We start from the raw sequence: 18,250 nt of genomic DNA on the forward strand, positions 1-18,250 counted from the left end.
TATTCTTTTTGCAGACCAGCCAGCATGCCCCTTACCGCCAAACGTCGCGCCGGCCTGACCTGGCGCACCCTGCTGCCTTGGGTCGTCGGCGTGCTGCCAGTGGTGTGCGGCCTGGCCGTGATGCACTGGCAGGTCGAACGCGAGATGCAGGCCAGCAGCCAAGCCACTACCCGCCAGGTGGTGGCGCATGTCGAACGTATTCTCGACAACCTGGCAAGCGCTGCCGATGCCCTGCTGCCGCTTGCCGGCAGCCCGTGCGAGCAGGTCGAGCTCAGATTGCGCGCAGAAGTCACGCGCAACGCCTTCGTCCGCTCGACCAACCTGTTCAGGCACGACACCCTTTATTGTTCTTCGCTGTTCGGCGACTTCGACGAGCCGGTCAACGCCGGCGACTACGCCGACGGCAAGCTGTGGCTGATGGATGGCAACTCGGTCACCCCGGGCCACCCACTGCTGGTCTACCGGGTCAGCAAGGGTGACCAAGGCGCGATCAGCACGGTGGACGGTGAGCACCTGCTTACTGCGCTGCGCCTGATCGGCCCTGACGAAGTGCTGCAGATTCGCGTAGGCAATGCCTGGCTGGGCAAGGATGGCATCGTACGCCAGGGCCAGCCACCCGCTGCGGCCAAGGCGAATGTGCAGTTTGGCTCGACGCGCTACCCGTTCAGCGTGCAGGGTGGCTATGGCAGCGACAGGCGAGGCCAGCTCTGGCGCAACCACTACCCCGCCCTGTTCGGCTTGCTGCTGGTGCTGGGGGCGGTTTCCGCGCTGGTGTGCCGCTGGCAGATACGCCGTATCACTTCGCCCCGTGCCGAACTGCGCCGAGCCCTGGAGGCCGACGAATTCCTGCCGTATTTCCAGCCGGTGGTACGCAAGGGTGACTACCGCTGGGCCGGCGCCGAAGTGCTGATGCGCTGGAACCACCCGCAGGAAGGTCTGGTGAGGCCCGACCTGTTCATCCCCTACGCCGAACACAGCGGGCAGATCGTCGCCATGACCCGCGCCCTGATGACCCATACTGCGCAAAGCCTGGCGCCGTATGCCGGGCTGCTGGACGACGGCTTTCATATCGGCATCAACATCACCGCCGACCATTGCCGCGACTTCAGCCTGCTGGACGATTGCCGCACCTTCCTCCAGCATTTCCCGCCTGGGCGGGTGGTGCTGACCCTGGAGCTGACCGAGCGCAAGCTGATCGCGGCCACCCCGGTCACCATGGAGCTGTTCGAAAAGCTGGACGCCATGGGAGTGAAAATTGCCCTTGACGACTTCGGTACCGGCCAGTCCAGCCTCAATTACCTGCGCCAGTTCAAGGTCGACTACCTGAAGATCGACCAGAGCTTCGTCGCCATGATCGGTGGCGACGCGTTGTCGGTGCATATCCTCGACACCATCATCGAGCTGTCGGCCAAGCTGGGGCTGGGCATCGTCGCCGAGGGGGTCGAAACCGAAGCCCAGCGCGACTACCTGGCCCGTCACGACGTGGATTTCCAGCAGGGCTACCTGTACGCCAGGCCCATGCCGGCGGCCGCGTTCCTCGAAGCGCTGGCCACACATGCGGGCGCATCGCGGTTGCCGCAAGCTGCGCCCCCTGAGATCATGCGCGGCTGATCCAGTCGCTCAACTCCCAATTCGAGGCATTCGTGTCAAAAGGCATTCTTTCGTCGGTCATGGCGTCCTGTCTGTTCGCCGTGATGTACTTCTATACCTCGCTGCTCACGCCACTCGACGGCGAGGAAATCTTTGGCTGGCGCACGCTGTTGACCTTGCCTTGCCTCACCCTGTTCATGCTTGCCTCGAAAGACTGGAAGCGGGTGGGCGAACTACTCGCCCGGGTAAAACGCACCCCGCTGCTGGCGCTGGGCATGCTCGGCACGTCGTGGCTGATGGGGGTGCAACTGTGGCTGTTTCTCTGGGCGCCCCTGCACGGGCGCAGCCTGGAAGTGTCGATGGGTTACTTCCTGCTGCCGCTGGCCATGGTGCTGACCGGGCGGCTGGTCTACGGCGAGCGGCTGTCCCGCCTGCAGAAGGTGGCGGTGGCGTGTGCCGCGCTGGGCGTAGGCCACGAGCTGTTCCAGCATGGCAGTTTTGCCTGGGAAACCCTGGTGGTAACGATCGGCTACCCCATCTACTTCGTGTTGCGTCGGCGCTGCCGTACAGACCACCTGGGTGGCCTGTGGTGCGACATGTGCCTGCTGTTGCCCTGGGCGTTGTATTTCGTCATCCAGGGGCCGCTTTCGACCACCGACCTGCAAGCACACCCCGGGCTGTATGCGCTGATTCCGCTCCTCGGAGCGATCAGCGCTTCAGCCCTGATCGCCTATGTCCTGGCCAGCCGCTTGCTGCCTTTCAGCCTGTTCGGCCTGCTCAGTTATGTCGAACCGGTGCTGCTGGTGGGCGTGGCGCTGCTGCTCGGCGAAACCATCGGCCCGGACCAATGGCTGACCTACCTGCCGATCTGGGCTGCGGTGCTGGTGCTGATCGTCGAAGGCATCAGGCACTTGCTGCGTCAGCGTCGCCGTTCGGTGTAAGCCGGACCTGGCGCACGCGCCGTTCTTCCACAGCCTCCACGGTCAGCGTCCAGCCATTCCAGGCCAGGCGATCGCCGACTATCGGCAGGCGGTCAAGCAGGCTCATCACCAGGCCCGCAAGGGTCTGGTAGTCCTCGGTGGCGCGGGCGCTGAACCCGGTGCGTGCCTGCACCTGGCTCAGGTTCACCGCACCGCTGACCACGAAGCCCGCGCCGTCCTGGACGATGCCTGGCCCTTCAACCTCGCTGGCATCGGGCAGTTCACCGGCAATCGACTCAAGGATGTCGGTCATGGTCAGCAGGCCGGTAAAGTCACCGAACTCGTTGACCACGAAGGCAATGTGGGTGGATTGGCCACGCATCTGTTCCAGGGCGTTGAGTATGCTGAAGCGTTCCAGCAAGTTCAACGGCGCCCGTGCCATGCCCTCCAGGTCCGGCTGGTTGCCCAGAAGCAGTTCCTTGAGCAGTTCCTTCTTGTGCACGAAGCCCAGCGGCTCGTCCACCCGGCCATCACGGATCAACGGCAGGCGCGAGTATGGCGAGTTGGCCAAGGCCTGGGCGATGACGTCGGCCGGCTGTGCCAGGTCGATCACATCGACCTCGGCGCGGGCGGTCATCACCGTGCGGATCGGCCGCTCGGCCAGGTTCAGCACGCCGCTGATCATCACCCGCTCGCGGCGGTCGAACACGACCTGTTCCCCGCCGCCGTCGACCAGGTCGGCGATCTCTTCGCCCACCTCGTCAGCCTCGACCCGGCGGCCACCCAGCAAGCGCAGCACGGCATGCGCAGTACGCTCACGCAGCGGCCGATGCTGCTGCAGGCTGCGCTTGCGGCGGGCCCGGGCCAGCTGGTTGAACAGCTCGATCAGGATGGAGAAGCCGATCGCCGCGTACAGGTAGCCCTTCGGAATATGGAACCCCAGGCCTTCGGCGGTCAGGCTGAAGCCGATCATCATCAGGAAGCCCAGGCACAGCATGATCACCGTGGGGTGGGCGTTGACGAAGCGGGTCAGCGGCTTGCTGGCGACGATCATGATGCCGATCGAGAAGATCACCGCGATCATCATCACCGATAGCTGTTCAACCATGCCCACAGCAGTGATGACAGCGTCCAGCGAGAACACCGCGTCGAGCACCACGATCTGCGCCACGATCGGCCAGAATGCGGCATGGCGTACCGCGCCGCTGGCCTGGGCCACATGGCCTTCCAGGCGTTCATGCAGCTCCATGGTGGCCTTGAACAGCAGGAACACGCCACCGAACAGCATGATCAGGTCACGGCCGGAGAAATGCTTGTCGAACACCTCGAACAACGGCGCGGTCAGGGTGACCATCCAGGAAATGCCGGCCAACAGGCCCAGGCGCATGATCAGCGCCAGGCTCAGGCCGATCACTCGCGCGCGGTCGCGCTGATGCGGTGGCAGCTTGTCGGCGAGGATGGCAATGAACACCAGGTTGTCGATACCCAGCACCAACTCGAGGACGATAAGCGTCAACAGGCCTAGCCAGGCCGTGGGGTCGGCTAGCCATTCCATTAGCGGATACTCATGTGGGCAGCGTCACGAGGACGGGGGAAGGGAGGCCGTGAAGGCCGAAAACCGGGGGGCTCCGCGAAGGTGCTCATACAGACCTTGATTGCAAGTAGGGAACAGGATCGTACAGGCTGAACATTCAACCTCGATAACAGAAAACTATTACAAAACCTGTAACAAGCCCGCAGGCAAAAATGCGCTGGGCACTGGGTACTTTTCTTCAATATCACCGCCTGCCGATGGCCGAGGATAACGGCCTCCCCCAAGCAAACGGAGCTCCGCATGAGCCTGTCACTGTCCATGGCCGCCTTCGCACTGGCGGCTTCCATTTCCCCCGGCCCGGTCAACATCGTCGCGCTGGGCAGTGGTGCCCGTCATGGCCTGCGCGCCAGCCTGGCCCATGTGGCTGGCGCCACGCTGGGCTTCTGTCTGCTGCTGGTACTGGTCGGCCTGGGTGTGCACCAGTTGCTGTTGCGCTGGCCACTGCTGGGCCTGCTGTTGCACTGGGGCGGAGTGGCGTTTCTGCTGTACATGGCATGGAAGCTGGCTGGCGACGACGGGCAACTGGGCAGCACGCACCTGTTCCGGGCGCCCTCGGCGTGGCACGGCGCAGCCATGCAATGGCTCAACCCAAAGGCCTGGCTGGCAGCAGTGGCTGGCGTCGGCGCCTACACCGCAGGTGAGCAACAGTTGCTGTGGCTGTTTGCCTGGATCTATGCACCGATCTGTTTCCTCTCGGTAGCCAGCTGGGCGTGGGCAGGCAGCGTGATTCGGCAGTACCTGGGAGACCCTCGGCACCTGCGCCTGCTGAATCGGGGCCTGGCGCTGTTGCTGCTAGCCAGTGCGGTCTATCTGCTCATGCAAGGTCAGCAAGCGGCAGCCTTGCGGTAATGCCCGGGGGTCGTCGCCAGGTGCTGCTTGAAGGCCCGCTGCAGGTGCGCCTGGTCGGCAAACCCGGCCTCCTGCGCAACCTCGGCAATTGCCCGCCCTTGGCGCAACTGCGCCCTGGCCAGTTGCACGCGCTGGTCGAGCAGGTAGCCATGCGGTGTCAGGCCGAAGCGCTGGCGGAATGCCCGGATCAGGTAGGAGCGTGACAAGCCGCAGGCTGCACAGATGTCTTCCAGGCTCAGCGGGTCGCTGCGATGCGCACGTATGAAGGCTGCCGCGGCGTCCAGGCGCGGGTTACCTGCGTCTTGCACGTCGGCGCTACCGGCCTCAAGCAGAGATGGCAAGGCGGCAAACAGCGCTGCCAGGCGGTTTTCCCGGTCTGCCAGGCTGACGTCGAAAAGGTCGGCGAACACCTGCAACAGCTGTCGGTACAGCGCTGGCGAGCGGCTCCAGGCCTGGTCCGGCAAGGTAAAACCCTGCGCCTGCAGCCAGGGCATATCGACAAACAGCATCAGGTACGACCACGGCTTCCCTGCGATGGGATTGCAGGCGTGCACCACGCCTGGGTTCATCAGCACCGTGGTACCGGCCTCCACCTCGATGTGCCGGTCCGCGTTGCGGTAGGTGCTGCGCCCTCCGGTGATCACCCCGAGGGAAAAGCTCTCGTGGGAATGCGCGGCATAGCACACCTGACGCCCATCCCCTACCCGTCGGGCCTCGACGAAGGGCAATGCCGGATCGCGCCAGAACCTTGATATTTCGATCATCCCCGCCCCGCTCGCCGCTGCCATGCATCCGGATACTACACACTTTGCCGGGGGAACAGGTCGAGCGTCCGTTCCACTTCGCCGATATCGACGGTGAAACCATTGCCTTCCGGGGTCCCGACCACAAAGCCGAAATGCTGGTCGTCACGATCCGTCAGATACTTGTAGTAGCTGACGAACCGGTTCGGCGGTTGCAAAGTCAGCAGGCAACCGCCGGGTTGCAGTACGTTCAAGCCGTGCACCAGCTGGCTACCCTCCACGCCAATCACCACCCTTGCCCCGGCGCAAGCCGCCACGATATCGGGTACATCGGACTTCAACGGATCGACGATGCGAAAACCGCGGGTGGCCCGCAAGTGCTCGGCCAGCGCCAGCTCATTGCGCAACAGGCGCAAGTCGCCGTCGCCCCCGCGCAGCAGGAACACGCCAGGGTGCGGGGCATGCGCCACGTGCGCCAGCAACTTGTCGCCCATGGCCCGGTAGCGGACATGCCGGCTGCGGTTGTTGCCCTGGTCATCGAACAGCACAAGTTCGCGGAAGAACGCGCTGCGCAGGCGTAGCGGTTTCATCTCCAGCCAGTCTTCATAGGCCGGCGCCTGGGCATACAACGGGAACCTCGCCGACGGCGCGGTGGTTACCGGTACGCCCTCGTTGCAGGCCAGCGCATAGGTTGGGCAGTCTTCCGCGATCCAGGTGCCGAACCAGGTATTGCCATTCTGCGTGCAGTAGATCGCCGCGCGATCGACTTCGTGGTCCACGCTGATGGTCGGAAAGGGTCTGGGCTTGAGCGACAGCCAGTGGCAGGCCCTGCCCTTGTACAGTGCCCCCTCGACCAGCCACACATCCTTGATCAGGTAACCGCGGGTAGGCGCTTGCTGCACGCTGATGCCACCCTGCATGGTCGGACCCGGATGCACGTACGGATAAAAGCGCTTGCCCTCCCAGCCCGTCACCCGCTCCAGCTGGCCTGGCAGGTAGAAGGCCGGTGGAGAGACCGTGAGCTCACCAGGAGCGATCTCCCAGCTCCTGGCTGCAATGCTTCTGAGGTCGGTGACGCTGTGCCTGCCCAGGCGTTTGCGCAGCATGTAGCGGTAGGCAGCCAGGGTCCAGGTGTGCTGCCGGGCGAGCGGCGATGCACTGAACTGCGAGCTATTGCTCTCCATGAAGCGTCCTCCCTAGGTGACGAAGCCAAACACCTGGCACGGCGCGCCCGGTCAACACAGCCTCGACAGCTTTCAGCTGCACATGACCCGCTCCATGGTGGGCGGTGACTGCAGGTTGGCGTAACGGCTGCGCAAGGTTTCCAGGAACGAGTCACCCGCACCGTTACTGCCATAGAGATAGATCTTGTGCACACCGCCAAACACCATTTCCTGATAGCGGCTGGCCACTTCCTCGTCACTCGGGCCGTCGGGCAGCCCCAGATGCAAGGTGAGTTTGCCGCCTTCCACCGCAAACATCGGTGTGTCCCAGAGAAACTTCGCTGTGCCGGTCCGGGGCAGGCGGACAAACAGATAGGCATGGTTGCCCAGCGAATCGATATCACCACCGCGGCGGCGCTTCCATTTCAACAGGCCGTCATCCGGGCGCGCCAGGCAAAGGCCGATGTCGTAATAATCAAACCCCTGCTCCAGTGCCCACTCCAACGCCATGAACGTAGTGATCGAATTCACCTCGCGCAACTTGCGCGCATCGGAGAACACCGCCTCGCAATAGCCGAAACGCAATGTGCTCCAATAACGTTTGCCACCGCGCACCACTTCGCAGCCCAGGTGGCAGCCAATCACCTCATCGTCCAAGGTGATCAGGTCGAGCCGACCAATGCTCCTGGCAATGCGAAACACTTCTGCCGTGGGGAACTGTGCGGCATGAATACCCTGCCTGGCGCTGGCATAGGGGCGCAGAAGGTCGCGGTCAGCCATGGCGATCTCCTCGTCGGCCAGGGCCTGGCGCATGCGGTACAGGGGCCGATGCTTGCGAATGCTGCGTCTGAGCTCACTGTCGTAGCGCGCCGTTATGGCCTCCAGCGGACGGCCCAGCGGCACCACGGCACTTATATAATGCGGCACCGACAACGCCCCCGCCGTCGGCATTTCGCTGATCACCACGCGGTGATCGGCTGCCTTCGGCGCATTTGTGCTGTCGATGGTTGCGGTACTGCCCTGGCCCTTGCCAGCGACCAGCAGCTTGGCCATTTCCCTTTGCTGCTTCCGCCCGATATAGACAATTTCGTAGGGGCTTTCCTGCTGCAAGCGGAACCTGGCAACTTCCCAACGCCAGAAACAGGCACGCGCCAGGCCCTCACGCACGCGCCTGGAAAAATGTCTCATCTCGTAGCGTATCGAGGGCGAAATGTGTTTTCGCGCCAATGCCGTCAAGGTCGCTTTCATTTCTTCTTCGAAGTCCTGCGATGTGCTTTAGGTCTATCGGTACACTTGACAAAGCCCCCTATCGGTTAATCAGTTAAGGTGCGGGCGATTGCTTTCGCAAGTGGCAACCTGATTGCATTTCGCGTCCCCTTCTCGCCCTTTGGTATCGTTTCATGGCGCCAATTTCCTGAATGGCAAACTGGCTGGACACGTCATGCTCCGTCAGCCAGCCCAGCACGCGTTATTCCGTTACCACCTGGCTATTGATAATCAGCGTTTGATGCCTTCTTGAACAAGAAGGAGCATCGTCATGTTAGCCAACAACCTTCATCAACCCTTGCTCGAAGCGCGGCTGCCGTGCTGGGCTCGCCAACTGACATCGGACCAGTGGGCGGCGTTGAAGCAAACCCAGGTCGCCCCGTGGCAGGCGCAGGACTGGTACGCCAATGCAGCCCCCGACCTGCGCCAGGCGGTGGACACAAGCCATACGCGCCTACAGCACGCGCAGGCAGCCATGGCCCGATCACTCAAAGGCTTGAAACAAATCACAGAATTTGCGCAGCCCATGCTCGAGGCGCACCTTGCCGAACGAGGCTTTCATGCGCCGCTGCGCCATAGCCAACTGCTGAGGGTCGAGCGCCGCTGGCACTGGGTGGGCCTGCGCTATCTGTACAGTCATCGCCGTGACAACCTGTTGCAGGCTGCCCTGCAGAACTTCGCCTCGGACGAGACGTTCACGCCCGAGAGCGCCATCGCCCTGAGTGACAGCATTCAGGTAACACCGCTTCAGGTACAAGGCTCTGCACCGCTTGGCATGCAAGTACCGGCTGCTCACTTCACCCTGATGTCGGAGCGCTACCAAGTAGAGCGCCTGCCTCTTACGCCTGCGGCGTTTGCCTCACTCTGCCGTGAACTGGACCTGGGCGGCGCCTATAACGCTCATCTGGCACAGCACTTCACCCGACCGCAAGTCCGTGTGCAAGCCATCGAGCTTCAGCGCCAGCGCCTGCGCCTGGCAGCCGACCTCGCCTACTTGCAGCACTTGCTCGATGGCCGGGCTCGCGACCAGGTAGAACGGCTTGTGCAGGGTGAGCACGTGCAATGCTGGCAACTGGCATTGTTCGGCACTCTACTGCACGACGTCATGCTGATTGATGCCGGCCGTTCCGGGTTGATGCTGTATCTGCCCGACCATGAGCCGTCCCTGCGTCAATGCCGGGACCTTGAAGCGGCGCACGATGCACTCGCCTGCCTGCTGCTCGAGCCCGCTGAGCGTCGGGCATTTGCCGGCTACGTCATGCGGGACGAGAGGCGCCATTTTCTGGACCTGCTGCAGCAAAACCTCGATGCCAGCGGTGATACCGACTTCAATCTCCCGTGGCAGCGCGCTGCGCAGGCGGACCTGCGCCCGTCGCGCCAGGCCCTCCCGACAGAGCCTTTCGGCTATTACCAGGACCAGCACGTGGCCCGCCTGCTGCATGAAGCCAGCCTTGTTGCAGTGCCGACTGCAACAGCCGATGCCCAGGCGCGGACCAGGCGCATGGAAGAATGGGAGAGCCTGGGCCTGGATGCACTGATGGTCGCGGGGTTCTTTGTCCCGGCCATTGGCTCACTGATGCTCGCTGTCACGGCCTGCCAATTGCTCGGTGAGGTTTTCGAAGGCTACGACGCCTGGGAAGCAGGCGACCGCCATCTGGCGCTGCATCATCTGGAAGCCGTAGGTATCAACCTCGCGCTTATTGGCGGTGTTGCTGCAGCCGGTCGTGTGCTGCCCAGACTTTTCGACAGCCCATTGCTGAACAACCTGCAGGAAGTACGCGCCGACGACGGGCAGTACAAGCTGTGGAATCAGGACTTGCTGCCCTACCGCAGCAGCCTGCAGTTGCCTGAACACCTGCAGCCCAACGCGCAAGGCCAGTACCTGTATCAACAGCGTCACTTCATTCGCCTGGACGGTGAGCTGTACGAGCAACGCTTCGACCCACGTCTGCAGCAATGGCGAATCATTCATCCGCAGCAACCGGAAGCCTGGAGGCCACCACTGGAGCACAACGGGCACGGCGCCTGGCGCGGCGCGCATGAGCAGCCGGGCGCATGGTCCTTCGTCAAGCTTGTGCGCCGCCTGGGCGAGCGATATGCGGCATTTACCGCAGAGCAAATGGAGCAGGCCGCGCGCCTGTGTGGCATCGATGAGGCGTGCTTGCGTCAGGTACACCTGCAGGGCCGGCCCGCTCCGCCATTGTTGCTCGATACCCTGCAGCGCATGGCAGCACAAGCCGAGGTCGATGCTTCAGGTGCCGAGGCCCCCCCAGACCTGTTCGAGCAACTCTATGACGGCAGCGCCCCCATCGATCCGTCCTGCCAGCAGTTGCTCGCGGCCTATCCGCGGCTTTCCCCGGCACTGGCAAAGCGCCTGCTGGCGCCCCTGGACAATGCCGAATCACTCGCCTGGCAACAGCACGGCAAGTTACCACCTGTGGTTCGCCAGCAGATAGAACAGGTTCACCACGAACTACCATTGGTCCGTGCCCTGGAGGGGTTGCTGCAACCGGCCAGGGCCAGCGCCGACAGCGAGCGGCTGCTGTTCAGCGCCTGCGACGCCATGCCTGGCTGGCCTGCAGACCTGCGCCTGGAGCTTCGTGCAGGTGGGCCGGATGGCCCAAGGCTGGATCAAGTCGGTAGCCTTCGGGCCGGCAGACTGAGCCGAGTGATCAAATCCATCGAGGGCTACGAGGCCGACCTGGGTCAGCGCCCCGCCCCGGGGATGCGTGACAACGACCTATGCCGAGCGGTGGAACAGGCGCTGCCACGCCAACATCGCGAAGCGCTAGGCATCGCACAAGCTGACGGCCGCGTACTGCGCCAGCGGGTGCTGGCATGGGCCGCTCAACACCGCACGCTGTTGGCGCGACGGATGTGGGGTATGCGCGCCGTGCGGGGTAAAACGCACATCGGGCTGCGCGCTGGAGCCCCCTTGGAGCCTCTGCCGGCCCATCCCCGTCAGACCGGCTCGCTGGCAGCAGCCTACCGCCGCGTATTCCCTGCTGCCACTGATACGGAAATCGCCGACTGGTTGGGGGACCCGGAAGAAAATCCAGACCTTTACGACCTGCGCTCAGCCACCGAGCGGGTGCGCGCCCTGCAACAGCGCCTGGAAGCACTGCGACAAGACCTTCGGTTATGGGCTCAGGCCGACCCTGCCCGTCTGCCGCAGCGGCAAAGCGCGATCCGTCCGATCATCAATGCGTGGCGGCGCCTTTCCACGCTGACACTTGGCGGGGATCAGCGCCTGTTCAGTCTCGACTTGTCCAGCCTCGACCTGAACGACGAAGACCTGGCAAGCCTGGCACTGCCCGACGACTTCGCCCACATCGAACACGTTTCACTCAGTAACAACCGCTCACTCAGCCGCCTGCCAACGGCATTCTGTGAACGCTTTCCCAACCTCAGGTGGCTCAACCTGACCCAGTGCCGCTTCGACCGCCTGCCCCAACTGGCACAACCTGAGAGCCTGTTGTGGCTGGACATGGACAGCAATCGCCTCACCTGGGATGGCCAGGCCCAGCATATGCTCAACCAGTTCACCCACTTGGCACTGCTGGATCTGACTGACAATCCGCTGCTTCAGGCGCCAGATCTGCATGGGCTTGCTCAGCTGCGGTCGCTGTTTCTTTCTGGGTGTGCGCTCAGCGAACTGCCGCAGGGTCTGGACGCTATAACCGAGCCCTTCGTGCTGGACCTTTCGGCCAACCAGTTCCAGCAACTACCTGACGGCTTCATCGTCCCCACGCCTGTCGCCAACGCCCTGCACCTGGAAAGCAACTGGTTGGGCGAGCCGGTCCTGCAACAAATTGAAGCCTACAATGACGCCCACCAGGTCGACCTGCTGGTGGACGAAAACGACTATCAGGAGTTCTTCGAAGAAACAGGCCCGGCAGAAGCCGCCTTGTGGCAACGCTTGCCCCGGCAGTACCGGCGTGATCTGCGGGCACTCCTGGACCTTGAACCGTTCCTGTCGCATCCGCGCCTGGCACGCGAAGAGTTCTGGCGACGCCTGGCGCTGATCGATGCGCATCCGGCATTGCGCCAGCAATGGCTGAACTATCCCGCACAGCTTTTCAACCTGCCCCTTTGACCAGTGAACCGTGGTGCCCACCCGTATAGGCGCAAGCACCTCGGCTTCTCTTGAGCCAGACTGGTGTTTTTACGGCAGCCGGTGCATGCTCGCAGCTGAAGCGTTTCACCCGGCTTTGAACCCGCCCAGCAATGTGAGGTGCAGTACCCATGGACCGTCTGCTCGATTCACTTTTCCCCAGCGCCGAAAACATCCCGGAACCCTGGCGCCTGGAAGCCCCCCTGGAACAACGCGACTACCTGGTGAACGGCGAGCTCAGGCGCTGGGACGGCCCCCTGGCCACGGTGCGCAGCCCGGTCTGGCTCAAGCAAGGCAACGAAGAACACCAAGTGGTGCTGGGCAGCGCTCCGCTGCTCGATGCCGATACCGCGCTCACCGCCCTCGATGCCGCCGTGCAGGCCTACGACAAAGGCCGCGGCGCCTGGCCGACCCTGCGCGTGGCCGAGCGCATCCAGCACGTCGAGGCGTTCCTGGCGCGCATGCGCGAGCAGCGCCAGGCCGTGGTCAAGCTGCTGATGTGGGAGATCGGCAAGAACCTCAAGGATTCGGAAAAGGAATTCGACCGTACCTGCGACTATATAGTCGACACCATCAATGCACTCAAGGACCTCGACCGCCGCTCCAGTCGCTTCGAGCTGGAACAGGGCACGCTGGGCCAGATCCGTCGGGCGCCGCTGGGTGTAGCCCTGTGCATGGGGCCTTACAACTACCCGCTCAACGAAACCTTCACCACGTTGATCCCGGCCCTGATCATGGGCAACACCGTGGTGTTCAAACCGGCCAAGTTCGGCGTACTGCTGATTCGGCCACTGCTCGAAGCGTTCCGCGACAGCTTCCCGCCAGGCGTCATCAACGTCATCTATGGCCGTGGCCGGGAAACGGTAAGCGCACTGATGGCCAGCGGCAAGATCGATGTGTTCGCCTTCATCGGCACGCACAAGGCCGCCAGTGACCTGAAAAAACTCCACCCGCGCCCACACCGTCTGCGCGCCGCGCTGGGGCTGGATGCCAAGAACCCGGGCATCGTCCTGCCCCAGGTGGACCTCGACAACGCTGTCGAGGAAGCCGTCACCGGCGCGCTGTCGTTCAATGGCCAACGCTGCACGGCGTTGAAGATCCTGTTCGTCCACGAGGACGTGGTGGATGCGTTCCTCGACAAGTTCCAGCGCAAGCTGGCCGCACTGAAGCCCGGCATGCCCTGGGAGCCTGGTGTAGCGCTGACCCCTCTGCCAGAACCCGGCAAGGTCGATTACCTCGACGGCCTGGTGGCCGATGCCAAGGCCAAAGGCGCACGGGTACTCAACGAAGGTGGCGGGCACAGCCGCGGCTCGTTCTTCTACCCGGCCGTGCTGTATCCGGTGAAGCCCGACATGCGCGTGTACCACGAGGAACAGTTCGGCCCACTGGTGCCAGTGGTGCCCTACCGCGATCTGCAGACGGTGATCGATTATGTCCTGGACTCCGACTACGGCCAGCAGCTGAGCCTGTTCGGCAACGACCCGGCAACCATCGGCAGCCTGGTCGACACCTTCGCCAACCAGGTCGGCCGTATCAACATCAACGCGCAATGCCAGCGCGGCCCGGACACCTACCCCTTCAATGGCCGCAAGAACAGCGCCGAAGGTACCCTGTCGGTGCATGACGCCCTGCGCGTGTTCTCGATCCGTACGCTGGTGGCCACGCGCTTCCAGGCAGCCAACAAGGAACTGATCAGCGAGATCATCCGTAACCGTCAGTCGAGCTTCCTGACGACCGACTACATCTTCTGACCGCCGCGCTTATAGCCAAGCGATCTATCAAGAAGGTCGATTTTCCATCCGCGCAAACGACTCTAAGCAACAGGGCGCCATCCGGCGCCCACTTCCAAGGAGATCGAACATGGCAGCCAGACCCATTCCCGAAGGCCAGCACAGCATTACCCCGTACCTGGCCATCAACGATGCCGCCGAGGCCATCGAGTTCTATAAAAAGGCCTTTGGCGCCGTCGAGATGTTCCGTCTCGAGGCCCCCGGTGGCCGCATTGGCCATGCCGAGCTGAAGATCGGTGACTCGTCGCTGATGCTTGGCGACCCCTGCGACATGGAAGGCGGCCTCACCGCCAGCCAGAAGCTCAGCGGCGCAGGTGTAGGGCTGCACCTGTATGTCGAGGACAGCGACAAGGTCTACGACCAGGCCGTGGCAGCCGGCGCAACCCAGCTGAGTGCAGTGACAGACCAGTTCTATGGCGACCGTAGCGGTACGCTGAAAGACCCATTCGGCAATATCTGGTTCGTTTCCACCCACAAGGAGGATCTGTCCCCTGACGAAATCCGTGCCCGTGCCGCCAAGCTGTTCGCCGGCAACTGAGCGGCGGGTTGAAAGCGGCGCGGCTTTGCCTGAAGCTTGGCGCTCCTAGCCTGGAGCCGCTTCATGCGAATCATCGACAAAACCGCCGCACAGGTGCGCAGCCTGACCCCCGCCGAAGAGGAGCTGCTGGTCGGCTTTGCCAGCGGCACCCTCGCCGGCCCGCGCCTGCTGCAGGCCAACCAGTTGCTGATGAAAGTGCGCAGCGCCAACCAGTGGCTGGCCTGTGACTGCCGCAGCGATGCCTTGCCGGTGCTCAATGTCACCCTGAACGGCAACACCGGCACGCTGTTCCTCAAGAACAACCCCGGCACCGCCGAGCATGCGCCGGGCTGCCCGTTCACCAAGGACGAGCGGGAAGCTGCCGAGCGCGAAAGCCAGCCCACGCCGCCTGCGGCCTGGCTACCTCCGGACACGCCCCTGCGCCTGATCGGCGACTTCCGCAGTGGCAGCGCTCCAGGTGCCACCGGCGACTACCATGAGCGGCGCGAGCAGCAGCGTCTGCTGGCGCTGTTGCTGACCTGGATCGAAACCAGCGGCCTCAACCTGTATGCCACTCACCTGAAAAAGGACCTGACCGGGCAGTTTGCTGAATTGCGCAGCGTGGCCAGCCGCTACCCGCTGCTGGAGCGGGTGCCGGCCAGCAATTACCTGGAAACCCGCCTGGACATGAAGCACATGATGATGCTCAAGGCCCGCTTGCGCGAAGCCACGGTGTTCGGCAGCCATCGCCGCCACGGCCTGCTGCTGGACTGCGTGGACCAGGTCAAAGGGCGCAAGCTGTTCAACCACGGCAATGCAGACGGCCTGGACTTCCAGGGGCATCATCTGTACTGGGGTGGCAACCGCACCGCCGGGCCGTTGCTGGCCTTGGCGCTGTACTCGCCGACCAGCGCCGGCAGCCAGTTCTACGAACTGATTCATGTGGCCAGCGTGCCGGTGCTGTCGCGGGCGCACCTGTTTCCGGTGTATCGCGATGAAGAGCGCGAACCGCTCAAGGCGCTGGTGTCGCTGATCGACTGGATGGCCAGCAAGGGCGTGAAAGTGCAGATGCGCCGCCCGGTGATCGGCGGCGAGGTGATGGATGAACTGGTGCTGACCTCGGACCAGGACCGCGTGCTGTCGGTATCGCTGCTGGAACAGCCGATCGGGCCCGAGCCGGATACCGAGAACTTCAAGCGCTACGCTGACTTCAAGAGCCCGGAGACCTTCCGCAAGTACGTTGCGGGGTTCTTCATGCGTGAGCGCTGAATGCCATTGCAGGCCGCGGTGAATGGCCCCGGCGCTGCCGGTGATCGCGGCTGAATCCGCTCCTGCAAGGTTTGGTAGCCTTGGGATGTTGGCCAAGACAGCGGCTTTACCGGTACCTGTTCAGCCAAGAAACAGCTTGTACGCCGGGTTGTCTGTCTCGTCCCAATAGCGGTACCCCATCTCATCCAGCGCCAGCGGCAAACTCGCCAGCTCATCCCCCGGCACTTCCAGTGCAGCGAACACGCGTGCCTCTGCCGCCCCATGGTTGCGGTAATGGAACAGGCTGATGTTCCACTGCTTGCCCAATCGCTCCAGGAAGCCCAGCAAGGCCCCCGGGCGTTCCGGGAACTCGAAGCGCAGCACCCGCTCGTCAGCACCCGGCGCGGCATGGCCGCCCACTGTATGACGCACATGCAACTTGGCCAGTTCGTTGTCGGTCAGGTCCAGTACGCTGTAGCCCTGCTCGCGCAAGCTGGCCAGCAATCGTTCGCGCGGGTCGTGCAGCGGGTGGGTCTGTACCCCCACGAACAGGCGCGCCTCCTTGCCAGGATAGTAGCGGTAGTTGAACTCAGTGATCTGGCGCTTGCCCAGCGCCCGGCAGAAGGCACGGAAGCTGCCCGGCTGTTCCGGGATGGTAACGGCAATGATCGCTTCGCGTTGCTCGCCCAGCTCGGCGCGCTCGGCGACGTGGCGCAGGCGGTCGAAATTGACGTTGGCGCCGGAATCGATAGCCACCAAGGTCTGTCCCTGCACGCCATGGCGCGCCACGTACTTCTTGATTCCGGCCACAGCCAGGGCTCCGGATGGCTCGGTGATGGAACGGGTGTCGTCGTAGATGTCCTTGATCGCTGCGCACAGCTCATCGTTGCTCACGGTCAGTACCTCATCGACGAAATGCCGGCACAGCTCGAAGCAATGGGCCCCCACCTGCGCCACCGCCACACCATCGGCGAAGGTGCCGACCTGCGGCAGGATCACCCGTTCGCCAGCGGCCATGGCGGCCTGCAGGCAATTGGAGTCTTCCGGCTCGACGCCAATCACCTTCACCTCCGGGCGCAGGTACTTCACATAGGCGGCAATGCCAGCGATCAGCCCGCCACCGCCAACCGGCACGAAGATCGCGTCCAGCGCACCCGGGCACTGACGGAGGATTTCCATGGCCACGGTGCCTTGCCCGGCAATCACATCCGGGTCATCGAACGGCGGCACGAAGGTGGCGCCTTCGCTGTCCGCCAGCTTCAGCGCGTGGGCCAGGGCATGGGGAAAGCTCTCACCCTGCAATACGACATGGCCACCACGCGAACGTACACCTTCCACTTTCAGTGACGGTGTCGTGGTAGGCATGACAATGGTGGCTTTCATACCCAGGTGCGAGGCTGCCAGGGCTACGCCCTGGGCATGGTTGCCCGCCGACGCGGTGATTACCCCGCGTTCGCGCTGTGCCGTGCTCAGACGCGAAAGACGCGTGTAGGCACCGCGGATCTTGAACGAGAACGTTGGTTGCAGGTCTTCGCGCTTGAGCAGCACCTGGTTGCCAAGGCTGGCGGACAACGCGGGCGCGGCTTGCAAAGGCGTCTCGATGGCCAGGTCGTAAACCGGCGCGGACAGGATACGGCGCACCTGCTCCGACAGCAGTTGCTGCACGGGGCTCGAGATACGAGGGCTGACGTTGAGGCTGGTCATCGATGGCAACTCCTTGGCTTTTATTCACGTTGCCCAGGAGTCAGAGAGAAAAAACCCGCCTCCAGGGCGGGTTCGGTGCACGTACGCGCTAGCCCGCCAAGCTGATAATGGCGGTAATAATAATGGCGTGGGCGTGCGGGAAAGTTCTCATGGGGTAGAAACTTAGCCGCTAGTGCGGCTTGAAGTCAACACTTCGCCTGCTGCGCCGAGAGCGGCACATCGAATACCTTGTCGAAGCCCCACTGGAAGACGAACGCATAAACGAAGAAAAACACGAACAGCGCCAGGTTGGTCAGCAGCGCCGCCCAAAGGCTGACCTGCAACCAGTAGGCCACCAGCGGCAGCAGAATCAGCACCAACCCGCCCTCGAAGCCCAGAGCGTGCAGAAGGCGCCGCAGGAAGGTGCGCTCACGTCGGCGCTGGCGCACTTCCCAGCGCTCGAACACCCAGTTGTAGGCCATGTTCCAGCTCATCGCGATGGCCGACATCAGCACCGAGAGCACGGTCGACTGCGCCATGCCGGCGCCGAACGCCAGTTCCAGCGCGGGCGCCACGCAGGCGACAGCGATGGCTTCGTAGAGAATGGCCTGGACGATCTTGCGTGCCTTGCCTTGCATGTTCCCTGCTCCCTGGATAAACGATCTGTAAACTACAAGAAGTGGCTTGTAAGAAAAAGCCTGAAATTTGGACAACCCGGCATTCGGCTGCTTGTATCTATCCAGTACAAACGCCGAATGTCGTACAACTTCGTC

The 18,250-nt window shown here is 63.2% G+C and carries 13 protein-coding genes; 7 read left to right on the forward strand and 6 right to left on the reverse strand.

From position 1 onward, the window contains the following. Window positions 1–24: 24 nt before the first annotated feature. Window positions 25–1,611 carry an EAL domain-containing protein gene (locus tag ACVWZT_RS22150; protein WP_457471423.1) on the forward strand — a complete coding sequence of 529 codons (1,587 nt, stop codon included), beginning with the start codon at window positions 25–27 and terminating at the stop codon, window positions 1,609–1,611. A 32-nt stretch (window positions 1,612–1,643) separates the two neighbouring features. After that, a complete protein-coding gene (gene rarD / locus ACVWZT_RS22155) occupies window positions 1,644–2,531 on the forward strand; it encodes an EamA family transporter RarD (RefSeq protein WP_457471425.1) in 888 nt (295 codons plus the stop codon). Here rarD and ACVWZT_RS22160 read toward each other — a convergent pair. Next, entirely contained in the window at window positions 2,494–4,065 is a 1,572-nt protein-coding gene (locus tag ACVWZT_RS22160; RefSeq protein ID WP_457471427.1) for a TerC family protein, read from the reverse strand. The genes rarD and ACVWZT_RS22160 overlap by 38 nt on opposite strands. Before the next feature lie 279 nt (window positions 4,066–4,344). On the opposite strand from ACVWZT_RS22160, the gene ACVWZT_RS22165 reads away from it, so the two are divergent. Further along, a complete protein-coding gene (locus ACVWZT_RS22165; protein WP_296229751.1) occupies window positions 4,345–4,953 on the forward strand; it encodes a LysE family translocator in 609 nt (202 codons plus the stop codon). Here ACVWZT_RS22165 and ACVWZT_RS22170 read toward each other — a convergent pair. The 3 genes from ACVWZT_RS22170 to ACVWZT_RS22180 all read right to left on the reverse strand — a co-directional run bounded on the left by ACVWZT_RS22170 (window position 4,929) and on the right by ACVWZT_RS22180 (window position 8,107). Beyond that, entirely contained in the window at window positions 4,929–5,717 is a 789-nt protein-coding gene (locus ACVWZT_RS22170; protein ID WP_457471429.1) for a helix-turn-helix domain-containing protein, read from the reverse strand. The two genes, ACVWZT_RS22165 and ACVWZT_RS22170, sit on opposite strands and share 25 nt — an antisense overlap. Window positions 5,718–5,752: 35 nt before the next feature. Then, complete coding sequence (locus ACVWZT_RS22175) at window positions 5,753–6,880, reverse strand: glycosyltransferase 61 family protein (protein ID WP_457471430.1); 1,128 nt, start codon at window positions 6,878–6,880, stop codon at window positions 5,753–5,755. Between the two features lie 72 nt (window positions 6,881–6,952). After that, the gene (locus ACVWZT_RS22180; protein WP_457471432.1) at window positions 6,953–8,107 is read right to left on the reverse strand and encodes a hypothetical protein; all 1,155 of its coding nucleotides are present in this window, start codon (window positions 8,105–8,107) and stop codon (window positions 6,953–6,955) included. A gap of 289 nt (window positions 8,108–8,396) precedes the next feature. Here ACVWZT_RS22180 and ACVWZT_RS22185 point away from each other — a divergent pair, with 289 nt between their 5' ends. The 4 genes from ACVWZT_RS22185 (at window position 8,397) to ACVWZT_RS22200 (ending at window position 15,815) form a co-directional block, all read left to right on the forward strand. Continuing rightward, window positions 8,397–12,221: a dermonecrotic toxin domain-containing protein gene (locus tag ACVWZT_RS22185; RefSeq protein WP_457471433.1), complete on the forward strand. Its 3,825-nt coding sequence runs from the start codon at window positions 8,397–8,399 to the stop codon at window positions 12,219–12,221. 149 nt (window positions 12,222–12,370) lie between these two features. After that, window positions 12,371–13,990: an NADP-dependent glyceraldehyde-3-phosphate dehydrogenase gene (locus tag ACVWZT_RS22190; protein WP_457471435.1), complete on the forward strand. Its 1,620-nt coding sequence runs from the start codon at window positions 12,371–12,373 to the stop codon at window positions 13,988–13,990. Between the two features lie 109 nt (window positions 13,991–14,099). Continuing rightward, a complete protein-coding gene (locus ACVWZT_RS22195) occupies window positions 14,100–14,567 on the forward strand; it encodes a VOC family protein (protein WP_457471436.1) in 468 nt (155 codons plus the stop codon). Window positions 14,568–14,630: 63 nt separating this feature from the next. After that, window positions 14,631–15,815: a hypothetical protein gene (locus ACVWZT_RS22200; RefSeq protein ID WP_457471438.1), complete on the forward strand. Its 1,185-nt coding sequence runs from the start codon at window positions 14,631–14,633 to the stop codon at window positions 15,813–15,815. A gap of 120 nt (window positions 15,816–15,935) precedes the next feature. Here ACVWZT_RS22200 and ilvA read toward each other — a convergent pair whose 3' ends face one another. Further along, entirely contained in the window at window positions 15,936–17,498 is a 1,563-nt protein-coding gene (ilvA, locus tag ACVWZT_RS22205; RefSeq protein WP_296229759.1) for a threonine ammonia-lyase, biosynthetic, read from the reverse strand. Window positions 17,499–17,683: 185 nt separating this feature from the next. Beyond that, on the reverse strand, window positions 17,684–18,115 hold the full coding sequence (locus ACVWZT_RS22210) for a PACE efflux transporter (protein WP_457471439.1): 432 nt from the start codon (window positions 18,113–18,115) through the stop codon (window positions 17,684–17,686). Window positions 18,116–18,250: the final 135 nt, after the last annotated feature.

The sequence above is a fragment of the Pseudomonas sp. TE21394 genome (assembly GCF_054057835.1).